This is a genomic window from Ruegeria sp. BJ6 (assembly GCF_056537885.1).
This window is the reverse complement of sequence record NZ_JBQFSG010000012.1, coordinates 138,668-162,138: the sequence shown is the minus strand read 5'-3', so window position 1 is coordinate 162,138 and position 23,471 is coordinate 138,668. Positions and strand designations below refer to the sequence as shown.

Here is a 23,471-nt window from a genome sequence, read left to right as displayed (position 1 = left end):
CCCTTGTCTAGTTCCGCGAGAACGCCCTCAATATTTCCACGTTTGGCGTGAAGATGGATGATTTCCGCCAATGCCTTCTCAAACGGAAAGATGAACAGCGACAGAGTAACAATAATCAGTCGAAACATATGGGCCTCCGAATTCAACGGCTTAAGCCAACCATAAGCAGATAGAGCCGTTGTACCAAATCTAACGGAAGAAATGGGTTCCTGTGTGACGTTCGCGCCAGTTCGTCAGCTTTGTGGTCGCTCGCACAAGAAGCATTACCGCCATGGTAACGCATGACGGCAAAGTGGGCTGCATCCGCAGCATTTGAGTCAGTTTATGGATGTCGGCTCAGAGCCAAAATCGTGGGCTTGCTGGTTCGAACTGAACGTCAGCTATGTCCGCATAACGGACGTCCCTCCTTATTGTGAACCTTTGGATCGGCGCTCTGCCCTCTTATCCAGCTTCTTGTTCACCCACCAAGTCAGAACCTTTCCAACAGTCATTCCGATCAACACTCAAATTGCCAAGAGCAATATCAGCTAAACCACGGGTAGGTACCTTTAGTTTCGCCATTACCCAGCCGACAAGTCTTTCGCTATTGTATCGAAGATGATCATTTTGGCGGATGCACCCAGAGTAGTAATCGCATAGCGTTCGCCCGTTAGTTTTTCAGTTTCTTTTGAGCTTAACCCCTCGGCATTGATTTCGACGCAGCTGTGCGGCTCTTGCCTAATGACATGATCAAGGTTCACTGCAAAATCTAAAAATTCCGCCAAACTCCCTTGACTGAACCTGACCAACCCCCTCTTTTCTAACCTTTGAAGAATTTCAATTTTTTGTTGACTGGGGAGACTATAAAATTCGCGACCTTCAAGATCGGAGCCATGACCGACTACACCCCGCCAAGAAATGCTGTCTTCCAAGCGCATGAAATGCTCGAGCTCCCTAGCACCAATTCCTTTCAACGCAGTCATAATTTCTGGATGACCAGCGGTCATAGCTTGCTTTTCTATCGCCAGCTTTACGGGGCCAACTTTGATTTCAGATGTTCGTCGAAATAATGATGGAGCATCCTTCGCCACTGCCGATATTTCTTTTCTAAAAATAAGACAGCCAAATAATATGACCAGAGGCCATGCAAGCGCCTTCGTTAATTCAATTGTGCTTTCCATGTCCAATTTACTTCGCGCTCCTATTTGTCGTCTACAGAATGTCTGGCCTTAAGAGATTGAACGACGGCTTTTACCTCTTCGCCTAACTCTTCCAGTACCTCAATCGGGATATCGTCCCGAACAGTCGCCATTGCTACTTCGAAGCACATGAGATCAAGGTTTGCTTTCATGAGATAGCTTGATGAGACCTGCCCCTTGTAGGCTTTTTTCACCTCGCCAGCATCTATGCTTAGCCCCTCTGATCTTTTGAGGTCCTCACAGGCGATATTTGCTTCTATTAACCCCGCAATCCTCTCAAGTCGCCGAGCCTCACGCTCAGAGTACCATTCATACAAAGGCCAAAGAGCCAGGATAGCAGCCAACGTAACTATCGATCTTTCGATATCTGGAATGCGCCCGGATACCCACTTCAAAAATCCTCTAAACAACGTTTTTTTCGTCTCCTTATTGTTGAATAACAGAAGGCACACAGTAGGCTCTCATGCTCCCAAAAACGTTGCCGTCAGTCAGCACTGGTTTGTGAACTAGTTGGGCTGCGTTCTCGCATGATTGCTTGCTATCGTATGGTCCAAATTTTTCGGTGTGGATGTATCCTGATCCCTCACCGTCAATCAAAAACACCAAAAGTAATACGAACACTTCAAGCTCCTTATTGTCGATCTACAGCTTTGCGGGTTTTTTTAAACGTTATCTGCTACAAAAGGAGAATCCTTGATTTCTTTCAGGATAAACGCTTCAAAGTCTTTATTCATGGAAGATAGAAAGTTGAAAACCGCCTTTGCCACCTGTGCCAGTGCGATGCTATGCCGCTTGTAAAGCCCGCCATAACCAGCAGTCTTCAGAAAGGCTTCACCCAGATCCTCCTCCTTCCAAGCCTGCTCTGCGTGCTGGTCGTCTGTCCAAGAGGACGTTTGCTTTCGATCCCATCCGGTCTTGATCAACTCGCAGTGCTCCGGGTTTTCAATGATCGTGTGGGCGTAAGAAATGAGCACAGCCATAGGCAGTGCGGATAACTTCCTTTCGGCCTCATTTCGAGGGAAGCCAACGTACTCAGACACTGAATTCCTTCCTCCTCATAGTGGACTAATAAGCCAGAGTAGAACGATTGCGAGCCTCAGTTTTTGGGAACCAAATACGGATCTAAGCAGTGGAGGAAAGCCAGAACTCCATTGGGGGAATCAATAAATACGTTCGATTCCTGGTAGTTCCAATAATACTCCAGCGAGACGGCGTTCTCGTCCGAACCAAAAATCAATTCAATGCTGCTTGCTACCTTGTAGGCTCGAACTTCGGGATATTCTGTACTGGGTTGTCCTTGAAGCAAATACTCAACAACGGCCTCGAAATCTACATTTTCAGGAAACTCTGACGGAACTAGGCTTTCTACAAATCTAACGTCTGAAGTGTACTTAAAATCTTGATCAAGCTTGCTATTTTCGATCTGACTGAGCTTCTTTTTCAAATCCTTTCGGCTAATGTGTTCCGTAGTGTTTTCAAAAACCTTCAATTCAAACGGAACGTCAGGAACCCAACTGACCTCGTCAAAAAGTAGGGTGTTAGGAAGAAAAACCTCGGGCTTCACGGCATCTGTACTGAGTTGCTGTGCTACCGCAACAAACCCCGGCATCGCTGGCATTGGGTCACCTTGCCGCTCTGTTTTATAACAAACCAGTCTGGCTACATTCTCACTTGGCCTTTCATCGGCAAGTGCTGCCCATGACATGCAAATCGCTGTAAATGCAGAAAAAATAACGGACCTCAACATCATAACAATGCTCCTCATACTTACGGAGTTAGAGTGCTGATCAGATTCAGGCTAGTCAACGCTTTTGGACAAGTGAACTAACGACCGACTTTATTCCGCTCCCTATTGTGAACTATTGCGCGGGGCGAAAAACAACACAGCGGCACCCACGAAGCACATCATGCTAGTAATTCGAATGGTGTCTTCGGAACGTAAGGTGCGGTCGAACAAAAAATCCGTTCCAACCCGGAAAAAGAACTTCTCCCAGTCCTAACGCAATCAGTATTAAAGCCCCAACGTTCGAATTTCCCACGACCTGCTCCCGATTGTTATCTACATCCATACCGCTAGTATCTGAAACATGAAGCCAACGACCAGAAAACCCAGGGCTATATAAGAAAGCCCATCAAACAAAGCTGCTGCGCTTTTCTCTTTATCATCGCTCTGCTCAGTAATGATGTAAGTTTTACCCTCTCGATCCAACTTCGCAGGCAGCCCAAACCGAAACAACAGGACGACACCGAATATATCCAATACGAGTCCACCGGTCGCAAGCCATTGGGAAACTTCACTCACCTTCATCTCCACGATTGTCACTCTCTATGAACCAGCCTTACGGAGGCTAGCTTTCGAGGAATGGAGCGTTGCCGAGCACTCCATCTTTTTAAGAATATGCAACATAGTACTAAACGGAATTTGGTTTCTTGGGCCCATCGTGACCGACGAGATATCCGCTAAATCTATCTCCAACTCCACTTTTGGAGAAATCACTCCACCACTTTCCCTAATACTCATCTCGCTTAAATCTTCAGGGCGGCTAACCAGAAAAAGCCGGTATTCGTCCTCTTCTTCAAAAGCCGGGTTTTTTGCGAGGTACATTCTTTGAACTGCTTCGCGCAACTGATCTGCCTTTCCTCGACCCACAAACCCTGCTCCGGCTGATGTTTCAAGATATTTGGCTATGTATTCGTCGAACGCCTCGGACATTTTCGTTTGGCAAAGATCATCCAATGATTTGTCGTAGGACACCTGGTCGAACAGAAGGTTCGAAAACACCCCTCCTCCCTCTTTGGCAATCTTCTGAATCGATGACTTTGGAAAACTAACGCAAAATCCAGCCCCTTCGTCCGCGTAGCCACGCCACTGGCTCAAAAGATCTTTCTTACCTGAGAAACACATTCCAAGAGCGAAATGTTCCATAAGCGACTGTCTAATTACAAATCGAGCAGCCCGTTTTTTGACGCTGTCTCGCTCCAATGTGCCCGGATCGATACTCCGAACAAACCGCTCTAATGCCCACATTCCTTCAAGTGAGTCATTTGAAACACTGAGATCCGTCAACCACAACCTTCTTTTTATTAGAATGCTGGTCAATACATTTGCAGAGCAATAGTAGTGTATTTCATCGACTGCTTGTTGCTGTTCTTCCGACATCAAAACCCTCAGTTAAACTTTGCTTACTACTTCGGTTTCCGCGCGCCAGCTTCGGTCCCGCTTTTCTAGTTTGGCTTATCTTCAGGGAGACTATTTTCAATCAGAAATCGAAGAAAATTCTTGCCGGTTTCAGTGATACTGTATGTGCCGCTGTCGAACGAAATAAACCGCCATGTGAAGAGAAAATTCAGGTACTCATCTATGGTCCAATGCTCAAAAGCTGGCTTCTCATCTTGAAGGTTTGAGAACATTTCCTCTGCCTCGCTTCGGGAAATCCTGCGAGAATTTAGATCTTTCAACGCTCTTATTTGGCTTCCAAAGATTCCGAGATATGCCATCGCGAAATTTCGTTGCAGCTGCTGCCAGGTTAACGCTCGAAGGAGACGATCCTCTCTCGCATCCTCAGGGATATTTTTCAGCAGCGCTCGATTTTCCTCCTCAATTTCTGCGGCCACCTGATCCTCTAGATCATCCAGTGGATCGAGCGACACTTTTGAGGACGTTAACCCTTCTGGCACCCTATCATCCTGCTCAACCTGCCGAATATGAACCCCGGTTGGTCCTAGTTGTTTTATTCTGGGAATAATCTGTTTGATCTCTCGGGAATAGACTGACGCGATAAGCAATGCAGCTACTGGCCATGCCACCCCCTTAAATAAGTCAAAAAGCACTATCAGATATGGGATCCAGGTACTCGGATCATAATCGGCTTCAAACAATGGAAACTCCTATTTCAATTTCCGTGCTGCAGATCCGGTCGCCTTAATGACCTGATCGCGCACCCAATGGTCTGGCACATCCGCTCCGACAATTTCGCGCGCCCGCGCAACGACAGCGCTGCGCTTCATTTCTGGGGTACGCCATAGCGACACGATGGTTTGGACCTGCTGGGCCGTAGGAACCGGCCAGACCGGCTTTGCCCCCCGCGCCTCATTCTTCTCGACTGTAACGTTGACCGGTTCTAGCTTGCGTAACTCGCGAATGCTGTCATCGGTCGGGCATGTCCGGGGTTAGTGCCCTGGGACTTCGAATGTTACGCCCCGTTTGGCGATGGCCTTCATCGGCACGATCGGCAGCAAGTTCGACTGCACCAGAATGACGGTATCGCCCTGACGGAACACGAAGTCAGCCAAATCTTCGTCTTCCAGAATCCCGTCGAGTTCGTTGTGTGTAACGACCTTTTCAGCCCCAGCCGCAAACAACGCCTTTTTCTGCGCAGGTGTCCCGATTCCCGTCTTCATGGGCGGACGTTGCCCCGAATTATCTACAGGTTCCACTTTTTTCTACACTTCCGTAGTAAATAGGTCTTGGTTTGTAGACATTAAGCACATAGATTGTAGTCAATGTTTTCGTAGATAATTAAGGAAGCCAGATCGTCGAAAGCGGACGCGGATCGAGAGGCTGAGCGTCTCGCCAGACCGAATCCCGGCGAAACGTTTTATGAGTTGAAAAGTGTGACAGCGGTGGTGTCTGAACCACAACCGGTGAAGCGGCTGAAACTCATCACTGATGAAGTACCAATCAGTGTTAGAGGCTACTTGGGCGTCCACGTCGCCTAACACCCGTTATGAAAATCAAACCCGAAAGCAAAAACAGCCCAGATGGCAATATTGGGACCGCTGCGACCTGCGTAATTCCGACAAGAACACCACTCGTTTGAAAAATAGAGAGGTTGTACGAGGATATCGGACCTTGCCATTGAATTGTAGGACTATACGAAGATCTCGAAGTGCCTTGAAAGGTACCCAAAGTGGACGAAGTGATAGAGGTCAGCACTCCGTACGAGGAGTCAAATGGCTCACCAACACCAAAAATATTATTTCCTTCAAGGAAAGAATTGAGAGAAGTTAAGAGTGCTGTGGCCCCGGTAGGATCACCCAAAAAAGCTGTGAACTCTGAGCCTGCTGTCAACAAATCCGTCTGTCTTGCAAACGTAATATTGTACAGTGAAGAACCGTATTGAAATCCATCAATAGACCGCAAACACGATTGCCCGGAAAAGCAAGAGTAGACATCAACCGTAGCTGCATCTGCTTTTTGAGCAAACTGCGTAGCCCAACCGCACACCACTATGACGCCTAAAACGGCCTTTAGTCCTCTAAACATATCCCCCTCCCCAAATAATCGTAATCAACAATCTAGAACGTCGTCACCAGTCAAATTTGTTATGATGACCTAAGCTGTCTTGGACGGCAGGATCCTGCGTCTAAACATGGCCAGGAATCCTAAGCTTCCAATCAACATCCAACCAGCGGCTGGGAGCGGTACTACTGCTGGAACCACACTCACACTCGCAATTGGTGTCAGGGGAGATGTTGACACCGGGCCGTTAGGTTGGAAAAACAACCTACCCAAACTATTCGCAACGGCAACGTCAGTGTAAGCCCAGCCATGCGAACCTTGCGAAGCAGACGCGATCAAACCATAACTTTGCCCGGCGATCAGAGATGAAGTCCAACCCAAAAAAGACAGATTGGTTGGCGTATAGGAAGCTGACGATACCGAAGCCTGAGCTGAATCTAAAGCAGGTCCTAAAGTCGACCCATTGTAACTATAGAGTGTGAGAGTCAAAGTGGTAGCGCTGTTCAAACTATTCCATTTCGTTTGAACATCTTGAAGCAATCCGTTTTGTTGAGACGTAAAAATTAACCCTTGATTGAATGTGGTGCTGCCACCGGCCACAGACAATCCACCAGGTTGAACCGGCGCACCAAAACTGTCGAAAATAACGGTAACTGCGGAAGCTTCTTTCGGCGAAGAAAGTACGGTCGCAGCAAGTACAATAGGCAGCAACAATTTTATAAACATGTGTCCCCCGTAACAATCACAACAAATTTTCAAGCAACAATCTTTGTCGCCATCTTAGCAGAAACCAGCATTTTTTCAAAACGACAGAGCTCTGAGCGTCGAAAAAGGCCCGCTGAACAACGTCAGCGGGCTTTAGTTAACAGGGACAAAGTTCCCACCCTATTCAGCTGAATGAGTGAAGCTTATGCGCCTCCTTTACGCTGATATGCGCCGCACCCCGACGCGGGGATTACACATCGTCGCCGATGTGAATCTCGATGAAGCCGTTGTTCGGTAAGGTTTCGATTTTGCTGTCGGCGAAAGTGACCACGAATTCAGACCGGTAAATCGCAGGCGTATTTGTATCGTTCTGCAGCCAGTCATATTGCAGAGTACCTGCGGCGCCATCGACGTCTGCATCCCGCTCAAACAGCAATTCGTTGGTAAAATAGTCCCGCAATTTGAATTTGGCGGTCGCCCCATTCAGCGTGCTTCCGGACGGCAAGTTAACCTGGTACCGGATTGCGGGACTCGTGTCCCCTTTCTTCAGGAAAAACTGTTGGTTCATTGGATTGGGTTTCCGCTGTTGTGTTAAGAGACGATCGCGCCTGAATTCAGGCTATCGTTCAATGACCCGTCGTTTGCGCTTTCGCTGGGGAATGCGACGCGGCCACGGCTGGATGAATCCCCAAGGATATTGGAAGACATACCTGGTTTTGTTGCAGAGTTTGTGGAATCCAAACCCGAAAACCACCTTACGATGCGCATCAAGGCAAAACTGGATGAGGTCGCAGGCGGCGCAGACGACATCTCGACCAAAGTAGTGACTGGAAAGCCAGGGCTGAAAGTGGCGGATTATGCCCGCCAAAACGATGTTGATCTAGTAATTGTAGGGTCTCATAAACCCGGAGTTCAAGACTATCTTCTGGGCTCGACCGCATCGCGTATTTCGCGACGTGCGCCTTGTTCCGTCCTCATCCTTCGATGAGCGGCAAGGTGTCTCAGAACTTCAAAAGACCCGGGGCTGGCCGCTCACGAGATCAGCACAAAGAGACGCGGCAGTTGCTTGGGCAGAGCGATGGAACGAACCTGAACGAACAACCCTATGACCGTCGCCGTTTGTCTTATGCGTCCACATTCAGCAACCCGGTCCAGCGACGCACGATTCAAGCAATCGAACTCGCGACAAGCAAACTCCATTTATTGCGTCGCATTCGAAAATTCGAGGCAATGGGCGTTCCCTTTGGACAACCTTTCTGGGGGCAGGCTTTGGAGGTGATGGGCATTGCACTGCAAACACCTATTCAAGAAATTCGCCACATTCCGAGCAAAGGACCCGTGGTTGTCATCGCCAACCATCCGCACGGGCTTGTCGATGGCATGATCCTAGCGGAATTGATAGGTCAGGTCCGCACCGACTATAAAATTCTAACGAGGTCCCTGCTTACTGGTGTGGGTGAAATCGACCAATTCATGATCCCAGTGCCCTTTGATCATGAACCGGACGCTCTCCGAAAGAGCCTCGAGATGCGCCGCAATGCCATGGAGCACCTTGCGAACGGGGGGCTGATTGCACTGTTTCCTTCCGGGGTCGTTGCCTCTTCGGACAGTTGGTGGGGACCTGCGATAGAACGCAAATGGAATCCATTCACGGCCAAGATCATACAACGCTCCGGAGCCACCGTGGTCCCAGTCCGCTTTCAAGGAAGTAACAGTCGCGCCTATCAAATTGCGAGCAATATCTCGGCCACACTGCGCCAGGGACTGCTTCTGTACGAAGTGCGGCACGCTTTAGACAAACCTCAGCGTCCCATTGTAGGCAACCCTATGCCGAGAGACGAACTGGCAAAATGGGCAGGCGATCCTCGGGGGCTGCTCGACTTTCTAAGACAGCGAACAATCTCTTTGACCACTCGTTACTGATCTTCCGTAACCGAGTGGCAGATTAGTCCGCATAGGGGGCGTCCCTCCCAATTGTGAACTTTCAAATGTCTGCTGTGAGCCCATTTTGCCTAGTTGATCTGGGCCCTAAACGGCGATGGCCCTCAGTTCTCTTTGAAGGCTCAAAGTTGCCAAATGTACCAAATTGGGCAACAATAATATCATTTAGACAGGGCAAGTGCATTGAAGCGAAGCGATTTTGAACGAAGGGCCCAAGCGTTCCAGGCAAACAAGTCTTCGGCTGCTACTGAGAATGTCCAAGAGCAAGTGCAACGGATTGATGCTCTAACGAGAAACTCTCGAGCGTCTTGGTTTGCATTGCTTGCATCTTTGACTCTATTTGGCCTTTCATTAATGGGATTTCGTCATATTGACTACTTTGATCCTACAAAGTCGGTTAAATTACCCTTTGTCGATATTCCCGTTTCGACGTCTGCATTTTTCACTATTGCTCCACCTATTACAGCGATCGTATATGCATACTTTCATCTTTATTTAATCCGCCTGTGGGATGCTCTAGGTAACGCTCCACCATCAGTGGGGAAGATGCCACTAGGCAAGGTTGTTTCACCTTGGCTTGTAATTGATGCCGCACTCTATTTGCGATCTCTATCTGTGAAGGAGGAAACCGATCCCTTTTATGGAACAAAGAGGCTGGTCGAACACGCCGCTTCGACAATAAACTTCTTGGCACTTTGGGGGTTTGGAATTTTTGTTCTGATTCTGGCGAGTTACTCTGTAATTCCGTTAAAAAACTTTGCGCTGACAGGAATCACTACGGCCTCCGTCATTACCGCCTCAGTGTTCGGCATTTCCAGCTTGAGCGCTCTTTTTAATAGCCTCACGACTCAAAATGGAAGCAGCACGAGTTTGGTACGGATTAAGCAACTGACTATCGGAGCACTCGTCATGTGCACCCTAGTGACGGTCAGCCTATCAGTATTAAGTTTCTTACCGAATAATTTCCTTCCTAATAGGGCAGCGCCTCAAATTGCCTCTATAGACTTCGCAGGTGTCGAAATCGTTCCCAAACCCAAGACTTGGATGAGCTACGGCGCGGCAAAAAATGCGTACTTGAAGCAGTATTGCGATTCGCTGCCTGAAGGCGGTTGCAGTGACCTTCAATCTCAGCACGTCGAACAGCTTTCCGAAGACTGGCTAACTTTACGACGTAGACAATTGGATGAGTTGCCACCTGCCATGGTTCCAAGTTGGCTAAATTCGTTTTTGCGTGCGAATCTCACACAAGTTTTTTGGCCGAATGCACAATTGGAATCGGCGTTATTGGATTCTGCAATCCTAGATCGGGCATCCATGGAACAGGCCAATTTGCGGAACGTCACGGCGAGAGGCGTCTCTATGGCCAACGCTTCAATGGAATTGTCCATTTTTGACGATTCAAACATGATTTATTCGAACTTCAGATCCTCGAACCTAAATGGATCTTCGTTTATTTCTTCGAAATTGCGATTCGGGCTCTTTAGGGCTGCCAACCTTCAAGACGCGGATTTTAGATATGCATCACTGAATGAATCTGATTTTAGCCGCGCGAATTTGACTGGAGCAGATTTTAGGCATGCAGATCTGCCGAGTGTAAAATTTGATCACGCCAATCTTCAAGGTGCCGATTTTAGAGGCGCAAACCTTAGTGGAGCAACATTTGTGGGCTCTACCCTTTACGATGCGAATTTTGACGGAGCAAATATTTCCGGGATCAAAGTACAAACCAATGGTTATTGGGGCTCGCAGTTTGAGAACGCTTGCTATGATGAAGGCAGCGAACCGGCCATTGGAATAGAAGTTTCAAAAGGTACAGATCGAATATGTGCGGATTGACGTATCAGCACCGAAGCTCGCTTCGATTAGCGGATTCTAGGCCATGCAAAAGCAGAAATCAGCCGAACAATAGTCTGTTTTGTCCACATAGCGGACGTCCCTCCCTATTGTGCGTCTTCTCCAATGGACGATAGCCGTTCGGTCAGCTGCAGGCTGGCCTCACCTTGCCAGTAATCCCGATCCTCACGAAGACTGCATAATTCACCAGCGATGTCGCTTTGCAACTGCCGCAGTTTTTGCTTGGCATCGTACAGACCGCGACAATTAACTTTGTCGATGTCCAAAACGATGGCTTCGATCCGCTCAGACAGTTGTTCTTCGGTCATGCCCGCTCGTCCTCATTTCCGCTAGTCCGTCTACGGATTGAATCTCTCAAGTTTAAGGAGGATTTTGCTCGGCGTGTATAAACAATAATCGTGGCTACAAGGCAGGTCAAAGACCCGAAGAAAATCAAAATTTGAATCAAAGAACTTGCTGTAATGTTGATAGGCCCTTTGACGGCAAAAGCACTGTAGAGTGTAGGTATAGCAACAGGTAATGTTCCCAGGGCACTTTTTGGGCGTCAAACTCCGCTTGAACTTCAGGTAGAGCACCGATCAGGTCTCGAATTTCCTCGTGCCTTTTTTCCAGTTTCTTATCTAGGAGTTCTTTGTATTCAGGGAGTTCTCTGGCAGCCAATATCAGAGATATTCGAACCTCCTTCACTAGAGCAACAGCACCCAAGAATGAAAGAACAAGTCCGACTGAACCAATTAGATAGCCAACATATCCATACACAATCTCGATCCTCCAATGAAAATCGCACACAAAATTCTACTCAAGAACATATCACAGATCTTCTCTGCGACACTAACCCACCGCCCTGATCTAAGTGGTTCCTTTCGCACCACCCCTTGAGGGGTTACAGGCGCCGCCCTCTCAGGTCTCACAACGCACCTCTACCCAAGTAGTATTTCACGAACTCGGAGGCCAGAGATTGCAATCAGCCACAAAACTGCTGCCCCGGCGAGGTAGAACTTGGCGTTGAAGGAAAACTCTCGGAGACGATAAAAGAACGACTTATTGTTGTATTTTCCGCTTTCTCTTTGTTCTTGCTCCATTCTATCCAACAGAGCCCTGCTTTGTTTTATGGCTGCAAAATACTGCATCAAGTCAAACACTAGGGCGAGAAGCGCCAACGCCATAGGCATTGTCACCTGCTGTGGATGCAGGAAGGGTACTCCGTCAGCTTTCAGGCTTTCGATGATGTAGGTCAGGCAGGTTGCCAAAACGCCAACCGATATCGTCCAAACGCGGTTCGAAACCCGTTCAGTCAGCCAATCAAGATCTTCCATCAATTTCGACTTGGTCGGCATGCCATTCAGTCCCCTTTACCCTCTTCGTTTTTGCGTATCCGTGCGCCACCCCAGTCTGTCTCGCCGTCCTCTTCATCGGTCTGTGGGTCGTCGTCTTCGTTGGTCCGTATACCACTTCTGTATGTATGGCCGCCCTCTTCTCTTATCCGTGCGCCACCCCAGTCTGTGTCGTCATCCTCTTCATCGGTCTGTGGGTCGTCGTCTTCTTTGATCCGTGCGCCGCCCCAGTCAGTATCATCGTCCCCTTTATTGATCCGTGCGCCACCCCAATCAGTATCGCCGTCCCCTTCATCAGACTGTGGCTCGTCCCATACAACTTTATTTCTTTTTTCATCCCCGATGTCCGGGTCCAAATTGTCCCACATTTCCTGAGTTCTGCGGTCTACCGATCGCTGAACCAGAGCCAGCAACCGTTCCTCTAGAAACCTCCGGAAAGGTTCCGATTCCTTGTATCCATACCGGGCCCTTAAATTCGCGACGTTCAGGTAGCTTTCATGAATGGCCCGCTCGGAAAGACTGACAAATATCTCTAGGTTGATATTGCCCTTCAGTAACTCTGCGTAAATTCTTGCTAACTCCGGCTCCAGCTTAGCGAGTTGCGGTGTGATCTCGCCCCGAAGTTCTTTGATTTGCGGACCTGGAATGTGGTCAATTAAGGATGATAGCCCTGAGCGAAATTCTTCGCGGAATACATCAACAGGATTCATGGCGCTATTACCTTTTAGAACGAAGGTACAATTCAATTTCAAAGCATAAATTCCACTACGATTATCCACATTGCGCTGGATTACGTAAAGCCCCGTGCCCTTCCTTGACTCGCTCCCCGATTCCCGGTGACCGTCTCACCATTGGTTTGGGGAGATTGGGATATGGACGAGAAAGACAAGCAACTCATGATGCTGGGGGCTGAGAACTCTATTTACAAAGGCCTTTTGGAAACAGCCTTGCGCGCTATCGCTTCCAGATCCGACGCAAACCCTCATGCAGTATTAGAGTTAACGGAAACCATGCGTGTGAAATACGCGACCTCAATCCAAAAAGGGGTCGGCGTCGACTTTGTAGGCGAGCACATTGATCGCATCTTCGATGATCTGCAAAAAAGATACTCACCGGATCATTAGCGGCCCATTCTCGCTCAATCTCCGCAAAGAAATCGGAAAGCGTCTTGGGTAGGTCTGTCATTTTCACTTCCTCTCGCTGGGCATGATGCTGAATGGGCTTTCTCCTCGGTCTTGGGCGTATGTGCGAAGTGCAGCGATGGTTCCGATCATTGGCGCAGGTCTCCAAACAGAACGCGCGGACTCGAAAGCCCGCGCAGATTTCATAGAATCAAAAAAATTCACTATCGTGTCCGAACTAGGACCATTCTTCTCCACGAGGCCCGCGATAATATTCTTTAGTCGCTTCGCGTTCTTCGGGGCGTCTATCGGCTACAGGTGGCGGCAAACTTCCAGGGAAGCTGTTGAAGCCCTGATTAACAGGCTCCGTAGGCTTGGTATCAGCACAGGCAGAAAGCCCCAAAGACGCAGCTGTGATCAACATAATGCGCTTAAACATGGCGTGGTTCCCGATTACCAAAATACTGTCGTCTCGGAAATTTCTAACGGTATCGGATTTCACATGCAAACTTGTCCAGGCCGGGCCTTCGTCCGCTGTGAGCCCAAAACGGACCTAGCATCCGGTCAATGGCGTAAACAGATCTCGTTGTACTAAGTAAGATATGACCCCAATCAGCGCTCTGCGGTGAAATATGGTAAAATCGACGGAGAACCCACTGTTCGAGGACCGTACGATGCTTCGATTCAGAGTATTCCATTGGCTATTCTGTCCCCTTCTTATGGTTTTGCTGTCTTCGCAGATTGCTCGTGCTGACGACATATTACAGGCAGCCAGAAAAGGAGACGTTGAGGCTTTGAAGGCTGCGCTCGCCGCCGAAGAAGGCGTTGATCCAACCAGTTTGGAGAGGCCTTTGTTCTTCGCCGCTCAGTCCGGCCACACCGACGTTGTCGCAATACTTCTCGAACATGGCGCAGATGCCAACACGATGCTCGACTTTGGTAGTCCTTTGCAAAAGGCTGCCCGCGGCAACCATAAAAAGATAGTTGAACTTTTACTGAATGCGGGAGCGGATCCAAGCGCACAGGCAGGTGATAAGGGCTATACGCCGCTTCATGATGCTGCCGAGAGGGGCGCATTGGACGCCGCCAAAATTCTTGTGGCTTATGGTGCAAACGTTAATGCCCGAGAGTTTTGGGGTGTGCCGCCGATCCATCTGGCCAAAAAGAAAGATAAAGCAGAGATGGTTTCGTTTCTCTCAGAAAGCGGTGCACGACCAATCGAACCACCGCCCATTTCCGAAACTGAGTTAGCGACTGCCGACTTGGAACTCGGGCGGATTTCAGCAATTGGTTGCACGCAATGCCACATTATCGAAGAAGGAACCGCACCAAGCGGAGCGCACAATCACGGCCCGTCGCTCATTGGTGTGGTCGGACGCACCAAAGCCGGAGTTGAAGGCTACAACTACTCAAACGAAATGGCTTCGCTTTCCGGTGTTTGGAGCGTCTCAGAACTCAATCAATTCATCGCCGATCCCGCAGGACGTGTTCCTGGGACAGAGATGGCTTTAATGCCGGATCTATCGGACGCCGAAAGGGTCGCTTTGATTGCGTTCCTTAGTGGGCTTCGAGTGCAATGAGCCAATGTAAATGACCAATGAAGGCTATCTGGCTATGGTCCGCTCTGTCCGCGAGGAAGACGTTGGAGCAAGTTGCAACTAACGACCGCTATGGCGGACATAGCCGATATTCAACTTAGATCGCCGGGGCAGGTTGGAAGGCCACAAAACAGACCTTCTCTGAGTCTGCAGTATCAGGCGCCACGATCGGCAGCAGCATGTAGAAAGCTGACTTTGCAAAGCCTCGCGCTCGTCCCGTAGACGAGGAACATTAACTGGCAAATTCCTGCCGGGGAATAGGCCGGGCTCTTTTCATAACCCCAAGATCGCCATAAAACTCCGCAACCCCTCAAACAGGCAATATAGCTTCTTGCAAAACAGCGACAGCAAAACGACTACGAAATGGCCGCGCCAGCCCGGCACTGCCCGCGCTGCGTTTGCGATGGTTTGTTTTGCTCTTCTATCTGCCTGCGCTCAGGGCTCAAACGAGGCGGATCTCGACCCAGAACGTCAGTCCATGGCTTTGCGCGAGGTCTCACAAAAACAAGCTCGAGGGCAAAGGGTGTGGTGTGTACCCTACGCACGTAACCTCAGCGGTATCGAAATTCGCGGAAATGCCAAGGACTGGTGGGGCAAGGCGCGCAATAGTTTTGAGCGAGGTAGTGAACCGGTTGTCGGTGCGGTCATGTCATTTCGAGCAACCCGAGGGATGCCCCTTGGTCACGTGGCTGTCGTATCAGATGTTATCGCCGACAGGGAAGTCATCGTGAACCACGCCAACTGGCACCGCAACAAGGTATCGTTGAAAATGGGCGTCAAGGATGTATCCAAAAACAATGATTGGACTCTGGTCCGGGTCGAAAGCAATCCGGGCCGGTATGGCAGTTTCTACCCGGTGAACGGGTTTATTTATCCCAAAATTGACGGTTAGCCTGATTCAACTATGTGCCGTATCCTCCACACATCCGGCGGAGGCGTCACAAGCGGCCCTTTTTTCGGAAACAAAGTACATACACGAGCCGCCTGCGTATGGAACAAGTGTGGCGGTACTCTCTCGCATATCGGAAAGTGCAAAGCCTGACTTTGAATGTTAGGTTTGGGCTGCAAACGGCCCAATGCACCTGCAGCTTCCAAGTTTCACTGAATTGGCGGCAGTGGGCTCGAAACCACCAATTTGATACTCGCTGCAATGAATGGCCACTGCGAGCCCTGCCTATTATTTCATTGGGGTTCGGTGATTGCTGGGTTCACCCTCACCTAACGGTGCTCTTTTGGCACCCAGTCTTCGGCCTCGTTGTTCCAGAACCTGTTAGGATTGTCCTCGTCCATTCCCCGGATATGGAGCGTCCGCATGCACGGCTCTACGAGGATCACCGGCTCTTCGTAGGGGTGTGATGAATAGATGTTTCTTAGAACCTGCAAGGTTTTGGCTTCGTCGCTGCACAGAAAGAAAGACAGCTCCACACAGGGCACTTCGACAGCCTTTTTGGTTGCCGTATTGCGCCCACTCCCCAGTGATCTGAATTGTTGAATTCCCGGCGCGGTCCGATAGGTGACGCAATCGTAGTCGCCATACTCCAGAGCGTCATCGACCAGAACCGCGTCAATGATCTTTTGCACGTGTGTATCGGGCACCTGGACGACGATCCGCAGACCGTTTTCAGGAACGAACCTGTCATTTTTGAGTTTAGGCAATGTCATGTTTATCTCCAGCAGTTTCTGCCGAAATAGCTCGTTTTGGCGATGTTCTGGAAAATGACGGTTCGTTATCGGCCGAACCGTCAGGTGTCACCCGAGCCGTCCAGAGCCTGTCTGCTCAGGCCGAACCAGCGTTCGAGCGCATCGAACCCGTCGTCGGAAATGGTAAGGGCGCGGCTACCGGTCCTGCGCTTCAACCAGTTCGCCGTCAGTGACTTCTGCATGATCGCTGTGGCCAGCGGGCCGGAAATGTGGTGCCGACGCTCTGTCCAATCAAGGCAGAGTTTTGCCGGAGGTTTCCCCGATGAAACAGGTGGAGGCTCGATCCCGATATCATCGAGGAAATCTTGATAACGAGGGCCGGATGTCAAAGCGTCATCTCTGAGATTCAGCACGTTAAGGGCAACAAGGCGCTTCGTCATCAGGACACCGAGCTTACCAGCAATATGATTGTAGCAACTGCGTGCGCGTTGCGTGTCTGTCGCGATCCGGCCGGGCCGAGACAGGTGGTCAGTCGGTGACAGAGTTGCCAATCCTTCCAGAACCTGAGCAACGTCAGCACTTGCCACCTGGTGATAAATATGCCGACCGCTTCGCAACGAAGAGGTCAGACCGGCAATTTCGAGTTGCTTCAAATGGGCACTCGCCGTCTGCGGGCTAACCTCGGCCGCACAAGCCAGCTCTTTGTTGGTGAATGCGCGCCCGTCCATCAGTTCGCACAAGATGCGGGATCGGCTGGGATCGGCGAGCGCGGCCCCGATTATGTCCAGTCTCGGTTCGATTGCCATGCAAGACAGATTAAGGACAGAAAACGAATGCAGCCAGTAATAACCGTTCGATGGCGAACGAAATGAGCTACAAAGCGGACACTGACCAAACGTCTGTATTGTCCCGCTCACCTGTCTTAACTCACTGGCGCTTCCAATGTCCGATTTGCGCTGCAACCCGACGAACGCACCCGCAAAATCCGTCTCACACAGGAATGGTGGCGTTGGGCTCAAAACGCACAATTGTGCTGTCGGCACATGCGCGTTCCAGAAACCACTGGCCAGATCTTCAGCTCCATGATTACTTGCGCTCTTACAGGCAGCGAACAGCCAGGAGGCGCTCCATGACCAGGCGATACAGCTTTCCCGAGGGGCACTGGAATTGGCCGGTAACGCTGACGCACCACCATGCAGTGCGTGCGGGCGACATGGTCTTTACTGGCGGGCAGGTGGATTTGGATTCCCAGGGAGCCGTTCGCAACATCGGCGATCTGGATGCCCAAGTGCGTAATTCGATGACCTATATGCAGGATCTTCTGACCGACCTTGGCGTGGGTTTCACCGATCTGGTGCGGCTGGTTGTATATTACGTCGGTGACGCGGGTGATGAGGTCCGGTTGCTGAACCTTCTGGCCGACATCATCGGAGATGAGGTTAAACCGGTGGTCAATCTGATCAACCTGCCTGAACTCTGCTACCCTGACATGCTGTGCGAAATCGAAGGCGTCGCTATGCGAGCTCCTGATGGCAGCACTCTGCCCCGCGAGAATTTCCATCTCGACGCCCAGTCGCCCCTGCCCAGGGCCTTCTCGCATGTGGTGAAATGCAGCGACATGATCTTTACCGGTGACATGACCGCCCGCTCTGCCGACGGATCGGTCACCTATCCCGGCGATATCGTGGCGCAGACCCGATTGATGATGGAGCGTCTCTCCTGCGCACTTCAGATGGCAGGTGCGGGGATGCAGGATGTGGTCAAGGTCAAGACGTTCTACCTTGGCGACGGCACGGCGGAAGATTGGGAAGTTTCGGCCCGCATCCGTGCCGATTATTTCCCTGATCCCGGTCCGACGCCCACCGGCATTCCCGTACCTTCCTTTCCCCATGATGGTTTGACCACACGCATCGCCGCGACCGCCTGTGCTCCCGGAGCGCGTCGAATCCGCCATATCTGGCCTGACGGGCACTGGAATTGGACCGCCGCACTGCCTTACAAACACGGAGTCGGTTCCGGCCAGCTCATCCATGTGGGCGGCCAGGTGGCACTGGATACGCAAGCTGAGGTGCTGGAACCCGGCGACATGGTCGCCCAAACCCGTATCGCAATGGAGAATGTGGCTCGCGTTTTGGATGAGTTCGGGGCCACTCTAGACGATGTGGTCAAGGTCACCACCTTCTATCAAGGCAGTGCCTCAGCCGAAGCGCTACACGAAAACCTGCTGATCCGCTCCAATTCCTACACTGCACCCGGCCCAGCCACGACAGGCATCCCGGTGCCCAATCTGGTCTACGAAGACATGGTGATCGAGATAGAGGTAATTGCGATGCTCGAGAACAATATGGAAACGTGAATTTACATCAAAGGATACAACGCTAACCTGCGCGACGTTACACCCAGACCGCCTCGGGAGCGCTCTGAAGCGACTTCGGCACCTCGTATGAAGATGCAGTGTTTGTGATCGGGGATTGTGGAGACTGCGAGTAGCCCGAACAGGGGGCGCCTACTTAGCTCCATTCGCTGCATGTTGAACCGGCGAAGGGCTGCCAGGTTGCTTACGACCGCTATGGGCCAGTTCGGCCAGTTGAGGCAGGCCGCAAAAAACGACCGCTGTAAGCCCAAAGCAGCCATTGAAATGCGACAAATAGTGTTTTCAGTTTCTTTTTCTTTGAGGGATTGCTGCGTTGCGGCATACTGATGTTGGGCTTGCGAAATTGTAATCAGGAGATTCAAACGTGCCCAAGAAACGAATTGATATCGCCCTTCAGGGCGGTGGATCGCATGGCGCGTTCACTTGGGGCGTGCTGGATCGATTGCTACAGCTTGAAGATATTGAAATCGTGGGCATTTCCGGCACCAGCGCCGGTGCTATGAATGCCGTCGCTCTCGCACAGGGCCTGACCGAGGCCGGGCCTGAGGGCGCACGCGACTTGCTTAGGCGCTACTGGACGCGGGTGAGTCGAGCCAGCATGGCGAGTCCCTATAAGCGAACTCTATGGGACAGGTTGCGGGGCGATTGGAGCTTGGAGTATTCTCCCGGCTTTATCATTTCGCAGTTTACGCGCCAAATGGCGTCCCCCTATCAATTCAATCCGCTCAACTTTAATCCCTTGCGGGATCTCGTGAAGGATTGTTTTGATTTTGACGCCATCAATTCAGCAGAAGGACCGCGCATATTTCTGTCCGCTACAAATGTGCGCACCGGACGGCCCAAAGTGTTTCGCCAACCCGATCTGAGTGCAGATGCGGTGATGGCGTCAGCCTGCCTTCCACATGTCTTCAAAGCTGTTGAAATTGACGGAGAAGCATACTGGGATGGCGGATACATGGGAAACCCGCCACTCTTCCCCCTTGTCGACGAAACCGAAGCGCGAGACATCGTTATAGTTCAAATCAATCCGTTCGAACGTGCGGATGTCCCCACTACGCCTTACGAGATCGAAAATCGTCTCAACGAGATCACGTTCAACTCAAGCCTTATGAAAGAACTCCGCTCAATTGGATTCCTATGGGAAATCATAGAGCACGACAATCTCGATCGGGCCGCGTACCGAGATGGGCGGTTGCACCGTATTCATTCTTCTGAAGCCATGTGTGAACTCAGCGTTTCCAGCAAGATGAACGCCGAGATGGCCTTTCTGGATCACCTTTTCCAAATCGGCCGCGAAACTGCTGAAGATTGGGTTAAGACGGCATGGCCGGACGTCGGAAAGGTGTCAACCTGGCGGCCAAGAGAGATTTTTGAAGAAAGTCTCCAGCCGGCTCATCTGGCTGAAGGTACCGATCGGGAGCCCAAGTCATAAATGGATATCGCCTCTGTTCTACTCTCGCTCTTGTTGCTCATGTACTTTGCATTTCGCGGTGTCACGCTGCTGATATTGGCGCCGCTCCTTGCTTTGCTGGCGGCTGCGTTGACGGGAGCATTGCCGCTGCTGGCCAGCTTCACACAGATATTTATGGCAAATACAGGCGATTTCATCGTTTCGTTTTTTCCACTGTTCTTTCTTGGTGCGATCTTTGGCAAGTTGATGGACGACAGCGGTTCAGCGCGTTCGATCGCACATTGGGTGATCTCCAGACTTGGCGCTGACAAGGCTATTTTGGCAGTCGTTCTGTGCTGTGGAGTGCTAACTTACGGCGGCGTCTCGCTTTTTGTGGTAGCATTCGCGATCTATCCAATCGCAGCAGCACTCTTCCGCGACGCGGATATTCCCAAACGGCTCATCCCCGGCGCACTCGCGCTTGGCGCATTCACATTCACGATGTCGGCTTTGCCGGGCACCCCTGCGATCCAGAACGCCATACCGATGCCATTCTTCGGAACCACTGCGTTCGCCGCACCGGGCCTTGGATTCATCGCAGCTACTATCATGGCTGGCCTTGGTATGGCGTGGCTCAACCGTCGGGCCTCCAGAGCTGCAGCTTCCGGTGAAGGATATGGACAACACGATGAAGCTCTTCCCGCACTGGATAGCGAGATGCGCGCCCGCTCTCAGGGTGAAGGCTTCGACTTAAACGAGATTGAACCGGGAAGTGTCACCCAAAGGAATGAACCAGCCTTCGCTCTGGCTATCACGCCAGTTGTGCTTGTGGTCGTGGTAAACTTTCTTTTCATACAGTTGGCCGTTCCGCGTTTGGATACCAGTTACCTCGCAGAACCGTTGTTTGGGCAGACAACCATTGAGGCCGTGCGTGGAGTGTGGTCCATTATTGTAGCGCTGACCACTTCTATCTTATTCCTGCTCGCAACGAATTGGCCTCGTCTTGCAAGCGTCAAAACAAGCCTTAACAAGGGCGCCGATGCAGCCGTTTTACCAATCTTCAACACGGCCAGCCTCGTTGGTTTCGGTGCTGTAATTGCGGCGTTGCCTGTTTTTCAATCCATCACCGATGTCATGCTCGAGTTGAGCGAGGGCAATCCGCTTGTTGCCGTGGCTGTCTCCGTTACGACGCTCTCAGCGATCACTGGCTCTGCTTCTGGAGGCATGAGTATCGCCCTTGATGCATTGGGCTCGCAATTTGTCGAACTTGCCGCCGCAACCAACACCTCGTTGGAAGCCATGCATCGCGTCACTTCTGTCGCTTCCGGCGCCCTTGACGCCTTGCCCCACAACGGAGCGGTCATCACGGTACTCGGTATATGTGGCCTTACCCATCGTGAAGCTTATGGTGATATCTTCGTAGTTGCTGTTCTTGTACCGATGATTGCATTGGTTGCAATCATCCTGCTTGGGACACTGTTCGGTGGGTTTTGAAGCCTCATGAGGTAATCGTTTCAAGCATGAATATGATCGAGAATATTGCAGGGCTCATCGCTGGCATTGTTGATGCAGGCGCTATCGTTCTACTTGCAGGCGGCCATTGCTTCCTGCTCGCGCAATGCATAAATCATGGGTCAATGGTGAATAACCACAAGCCAATTTCTTGAAGTTAAGGCTAAACTTGGGTCAACTGATTTTGCTGGCGCTTGAGGTTCTGATTGTCTCGGACATTCTGCACAGCATCGCCCATCGGTCCCTGGAAGATTTTGGTGTGCTCGTCGCGATCGTTCTTATCAGAATTCTGCTTACATTCTTTCTTGACCGTGAATTTGATTGCCTTTCGTCCAACGGGAAGTAGCCGCCACTAAAAAATTGTGTCTGCTTAGTTTGCAAAGTGGACGTTGTAGAAAGTTGCCGCGAAAAACCGCAATGCGGACAAAGTGAGTTTTCGCTGCAGCTGCGCCAATGGCAGCTTTCGGGTAGCAGGTCAAAAAAACGGTCGTATTTGTTCCGGCCACGCCCCACAAGCAAAACCCTGTACGGAAGATGTGTCGCACAGGCGGAAGGAAGGTTCCTTCAGCATCTTCTGGTTTGTCGCTAATCAGGAGGTCGTCGCCAAATCTCGGCTTCTGCTTGTCTGCGGCTTATTAGGCCTGGAAGTGGCCTGCCTCCTGCGCTTGTCCATCGATTGAGCTGATCCGGCACCGCCTCGTATTTTCCCGTATTCAAGAGCTTCAGAAGCGTACTGTTTTCGAATGCACGAGTTCCAACATTGAATGCGAATGATACCAGCGCGGATTTCTGATTTGGAGTAAGTGGAACTTCAACCAAATCATCGATCTTGGCACCTATTTCTTCAATCTGAATTGCAAGAATTTTTAATGCGTCAACTTCGGAGAGTCCGTTGGAAAAATCGATCTCCAAATCACCGATTTCAATGATCTCGGAAGAGATTTATTCCTCCGACAATATGTAACTATATCCGATGGTTTGTACTCCGGCGGAAATGAGGGACGGCTCTGCTAAGAAACCCTCAAATGATGCAATCAGGTCGGATGCGTCATTGTAAGCTATACTGGGAAAAGGCGCGCGTGACGGAAAGTCAGAGGAATCCATTGCGGCGATCTTTCCCTCCTCATCGGATATAAAGCCAGCTGAAACAAAGAATCGCAAATTCCTAATCGCTTCTTCGCGGTTTCCCGTTTCTGTTGCTTTTAGAATGAGAGAAGACTCGAACTCCAATTTGGCCAGTTCAAGGTTCCCCTGAACTTTTGTTTTCTCTATGGCAATTGCATTTGCAGCGTTTGTCTCAGCGATGTCTTTGTCGGATGAACTTGAGATTGTCGCGCCGACCCAACCGCTTATGAGTGCAAGGATAGCACCGGCAATGGTTGCCTGCGCCGGAGTTAAGGAGCGATCTTTATGCTGTCGTTCTTTTAGGGCGACTTCGCGCTTCTGAACATCCTCTGCGATGTCCAATCGCTTTCTTTCGATATCTAATTTTGCCTTTTCAAGCTCAATTTCTTTTACGGACGTGGCCATCGCGGTCTCGTCACCTCAGATAAACGCGGTACCAGCTTAGCGCGAATGTCA

General features: G+C 50.6%; 28 protein-coding genes. 11 read left to right on the top strand and 17 right to left on the bottom strand.

The window, feature by feature from the left end; all coding sequences use genetic code 11:
- Positions 1–560: 560 nt before the first annotated feature.
- The 10 genes from ACR0D6_RS20440 to ACR0D6_RS20395 all read right to left on the bottom strand — a co-directional run bounded on the left by ACR0D6_RS20440 (position 561) and on the right by ACR0D6_RS20395 (position 7,693).
- Positions 561–1,160, bottom strand: a complete 600-nt coding sequence (locus ACR0D6_RS20440; protein WP_480766887.1) for a hypothetical protein — start codon at positions 1,158–1,160, stop codon at positions 561–563.
- Positions 1,161–1,180: 20 nt separating this feature from the next.
- On the bottom strand, positions 1,181–1,630 hold the full coding sequence (locus ACR0D6_RS20435) for a hypothetical protein (protein WP_480766886.1): 450 nt from the start codon (positions 1,628–1,630) through the stop codon (positions 1,181–1,183).
- A 210-nt stretch (positions 1,631–1,840) separates the two neighbouring features.
- Positions 1,841–2,218, bottom strand: a complete 378-nt coding sequence (locus ACR0D6_RS20430) for a hypothetical protein (RefSeq protein ID WP_480766885.1) — start codon at positions 2,216–2,218, stop codon at positions 1,841–1,843.
- 56 nt (positions 2,219–2,274) lie between these two features.
- Positions 2,275–2,928, bottom strand: coding sequence for a hypothetical protein (locus ACR0D6_RS20425; RefSeq protein ID WP_480766884.1), 654 nt, complete (start codon positions 2,926–2,928; stop codon positions 2,275–2,277).
- A gap of 309 nt (positions 2,929–3,237) precedes the next feature.
- On the bottom strand, positions 3,238–3,480 hold the full coding sequence (locus tag ACR0D6_RS20420) for a hypothetical protein (RefSeq protein WP_480766883.1): 243 nt from the start codon (positions 3,478–3,480) through the stop codon (positions 3,238–3,240).
- A gap of 24 nt (positions 3,481–3,504) precedes the next feature.
- Positions 3,505–4,338, bottom strand: coding sequence for a DUF2971 domain-containing protein (locus tag ACR0D6_RS20415; RefSeq protein ID WP_480766882.1), 834 nt, complete (start codon positions 4,336–4,338; stop codon positions 3,505–3,507).
- Between the two features lie 65 nt (positions 4,339–4,403).
- Positions 4,404–5,057, bottom strand: a complete 654-nt coding sequence (locus ACR0D6_RS20410) for a hypothetical protein (RefSeq protein ID WP_480766881.1) — start codon at positions 5,055–5,057, stop codon at positions 4,404–4,406.
- Positions 5,058–5,348: 291 nt separating this feature from the next.
- On the bottom strand, positions 5,349–5,579 hold the full coding sequence (locus ACR0D6_RS20405) for a hypothetical protein (protein ID WP_480766880.1): 231 nt from the start codon (positions 5,577–5,579) through the stop codon (positions 5,349–5,351).
- A 934-nt stretch (positions 5,580–6,513) separates the two neighbouring features.
- Positions 6,514–7,146, bottom strand: coding sequence for a VPLPA-CTERM sorting domain-containing protein (locus tag ACR0D6_RS20400; protein WP_480766879.1), 633 nt, complete (start codon positions 7,144–7,146; stop codon positions 6,514–6,516).
- 229 nt (positions 7,147–7,375) lie between these two features.
- Complete coding sequence (locus ACR0D6_RS20395; RefSeq protein WP_480766878.1) at positions 7,376–7,693, bottom strand: hypothetical protein; 318 nt, start codon at positions 7,691–7,693, stop codon at positions 7,376–7,378.
- Positions 7,694–7,822: 129 nt separating this feature from the next.
- On the opposite strand from ACR0D6_RS20395, the gene ACR0D6_RS20390 reads away from it, so the two are divergent.
- From ACR0D6_RS20390 to ACR0D6_RS20380, 3 genes are all read left to right on the top strand, one after another.
- Complete coding sequence (locus ACR0D6_RS20390; RefSeq protein WP_480766877.1) at positions 7,823–8,113, top strand: universal stress protein; 291 nt, start codon at positions 7,823–7,825, stop codon at positions 8,111–8,113.
- Positions 8,110–9,048 (top strand): lysophospholipid acyltransferase family protein, encoded by a 939-nt coding sequence (locus ACR0D6_RS20385; RefSeq protein WP_480766876.1) that lies wholly within the window; start codon positions 8,110–8,112, stop codon positions 9,046–9,048. The genes ACR0D6_RS20390 and ACR0D6_RS20385 overlap by 4 nt, the downstream gene beginning before the upstream one ends.
- Before the next feature lie 201 nt (positions 9,049–9,249).
- Positions 9,250–10,902, top strand: a complete 1,653-nt coding sequence (locus tag ACR0D6_RS20380; protein WP_480766875.1) for a pentapeptide repeat-containing protein — start codon at positions 9,250–9,252, stop codon at positions 10,900–10,902.
- 104 nt (positions 10,903–11,006) lie between these two features.
- On the opposite strand, the gene ACR0D6_RS20375 is transcribed toward ACR0D6_RS20380, so the two are convergent.
- The 3 genes from ACR0D6_RS20375 to ACR0D6_RS20365 all read right to left on the bottom strand — a co-directional run bounded on the left by ACR0D6_RS20375 (position 11,007) and on the right by ACR0D6_RS20365 (position 12,964).
- Positions 11,007–11,228, bottom strand: coding sequence for a hypothetical protein (locus ACR0D6_RS20375; RefSeq protein WP_480766874.1), 222 nt, complete (start codon positions 11,226–11,228; stop codon positions 11,007–11,009).
- 612 nt (positions 11,229–11,840) lie between these two features.
- On the bottom strand, positions 11,841–12,257 hold the full coding sequence (locus ACR0D6_RS20370; RefSeq protein WP_480766873.1) for a hypothetical protein: 417 nt from the start codon (positions 12,255–12,257) through the stop codon (positions 11,841–11,843).
- A 5-nt stretch (positions 12,258–12,262) separates the two neighbouring features.
- The gene (locus ACR0D6_RS20365; RefSeq protein ID WP_480766872.1) at positions 12,263–12,964 is read right to left on the bottom strand and encodes a hypothetical protein; all 702 of its coding nucleotides are present in this window, start codon (positions 12,962–12,964) and stop codon (positions 12,263–12,265) included.
- A 162-nt stretch (positions 12,965–13,126) separates the two neighbouring features.
- On the opposite strand from ACR0D6_RS20365, the gene ACR0D6_RS20360 reads away from it, so the two are divergent.
- The 3 genes from ACR0D6_RS20360 (at position 13,127) to ACR0D6_RS20350 (ending at position 15,865) form a co-directional block, all read left to right on the top strand.
- Positions 13,127–13,378 (top strand): hypothetical protein, encoded by a 252-nt coding sequence (locus ACR0D6_RS20360; protein ID WP_480766871.1) that lies wholly within the window; start codon positions 13,127–13,129, stop codon positions 13,376–13,378.
- Between the two features lie 716 nt (positions 13,379–14,094).
- The gene (locus tag ACR0D6_RS20355) at positions 14,095–14,955 is read left to right on the top strand and encodes an ankyrin repeat domain-containing protein (protein WP_480766870.1); all 861 of its coding nucleotides are present in this window, start codon (positions 14,095–14,097) and stop codon (positions 14,953–14,955) included.
- Positions 14,956–15,376: 421 nt separating this feature from the next.
- On the top strand, positions 15,377–15,865 hold the full coding sequence (locus ACR0D6_RS20350; RefSeq protein ID WP_480766892.1) for a CHAP domain-containing protein: 489 nt from the start codon (positions 15,377–15,379) through the stop codon (positions 15,863–15,865).
- Positions 15,866–16,191: 326 nt separating this feature from the next.
- On the opposite strand, the gene ACR0D6_RS20345 is transcribed toward ACR0D6_RS20350, so the two are convergent.
- Together ACR0D6_RS20345 and ACR0D6_RS20340 are read right to left on the bottom strand one after the other, a co-directional pair.
- Positions 16,192–16,635 carry a YqfO family protein gene (locus tag ACR0D6_RS20345; protein ID WP_170650627.1) on the bottom strand — a complete coding sequence of 148 codons (444 nt, stop codon included), beginning with the start codon at positions 16,633–16,635 and terminating at the stop codon, positions 16,192–16,194.
- Between the two features lie 80 nt (positions 16,636–16,715).
- Complete coding sequence (locus tag ACR0D6_RS20340) at positions 16,716–17,420, bottom strand: metalloregulator ArsR/SmtB family transcription factor (protein ID WP_170650628.1); 705 nt, start codon at positions 17,418–17,420, stop codon at positions 16,716–16,718.
- A 323-nt stretch (positions 17,421–17,743) separates the two neighbouring features.
- Here ACR0D6_RS20340 and ACR0D6_RS20335 point away from each other — a divergent pair, with 323 nt between their 5' ends.
- From ACR0D6_RS20335 to ACR0D6_RS20315, 5 genes are all read left to right on the top strand, one after another.
- The gene (locus ACR0D6_RS20335; RefSeq protein WP_480766869.1) at positions 17,744–18,970 is read left to right on the top strand and encodes a RidA family protein; all 1,227 of its coding nucleotides are present in this window, start codon (positions 17,744–17,746) and stop codon (positions 18,968–18,970) included.
- A 382-nt stretch (positions 18,971–19,352) separates the two neighbouring features.
- Positions 19,353–20,420, top strand: coding sequence for a patatin-like phospholipase family protein (locus tag ACR0D6_RS20330; protein ID WP_480766868.1), 1,068 nt, complete (start codon positions 19,353–19,355; stop codon positions 20,418–20,420).
- Positions 20,421–21,872, top strand: a complete 1,452-nt coding sequence (locus tag ACR0D6_RS20325; RefSeq protein ID WP_480766867.1) for a GntP family permease — start codon at positions 20,421–20,423, stop codon at positions 21,870–21,872.
- 32 nt (positions 21,873–21,904) lie between these two features.
- A complete protein-coding gene (locus ACR0D6_RS20320; RefSeq protein ID WP_480766866.1) occupies positions 21,905–22,045 on the top strand; it encodes a hypothetical protein in 141 nt (46 codons plus the stop codon).
- A gap of 14 nt (positions 22,046–22,059) precedes the next feature.
- Positions 22,060–22,236 (top strand): DUF1622 domain-containing protein, encoded by a 177-nt coding sequence (locus ACR0D6_RS20315; RefSeq protein WP_480766865.1) that lies wholly within the window; start codon positions 22,060–22,062, stop codon positions 22,234–22,236.
- 239 nt (positions 22,237–22,475) lie between these two features.
- On the opposite strand, the gene ACR0D6_RS20310 is transcribed toward ACR0D6_RS20315, so the two are convergent.
- On the bottom strand, positions 22,476–22,802 hold the full coding sequence (locus ACR0D6_RS20310; protein ID WP_480766864.1) for a lysozyme: 327 nt from the start codon (positions 22,800–22,802) through the stop codon (positions 22,476–22,478).
- A gap of 30 nt (positions 22,803–22,832) precedes the next feature.
- Positions 22,833–23,420 carry a hypothetical protein gene (locus tag ACR0D6_RS20305; RefSeq protein ID WP_480766863.1) on the bottom strand — a complete coding sequence of 196 codons (588 nt, stop codon included), beginning with the start codon at positions 23,418–23,420 and terminating at the stop codon, positions 22,833–22,835.
- Positions 23,421–23,471: the final 51 nt, after the last annotated feature.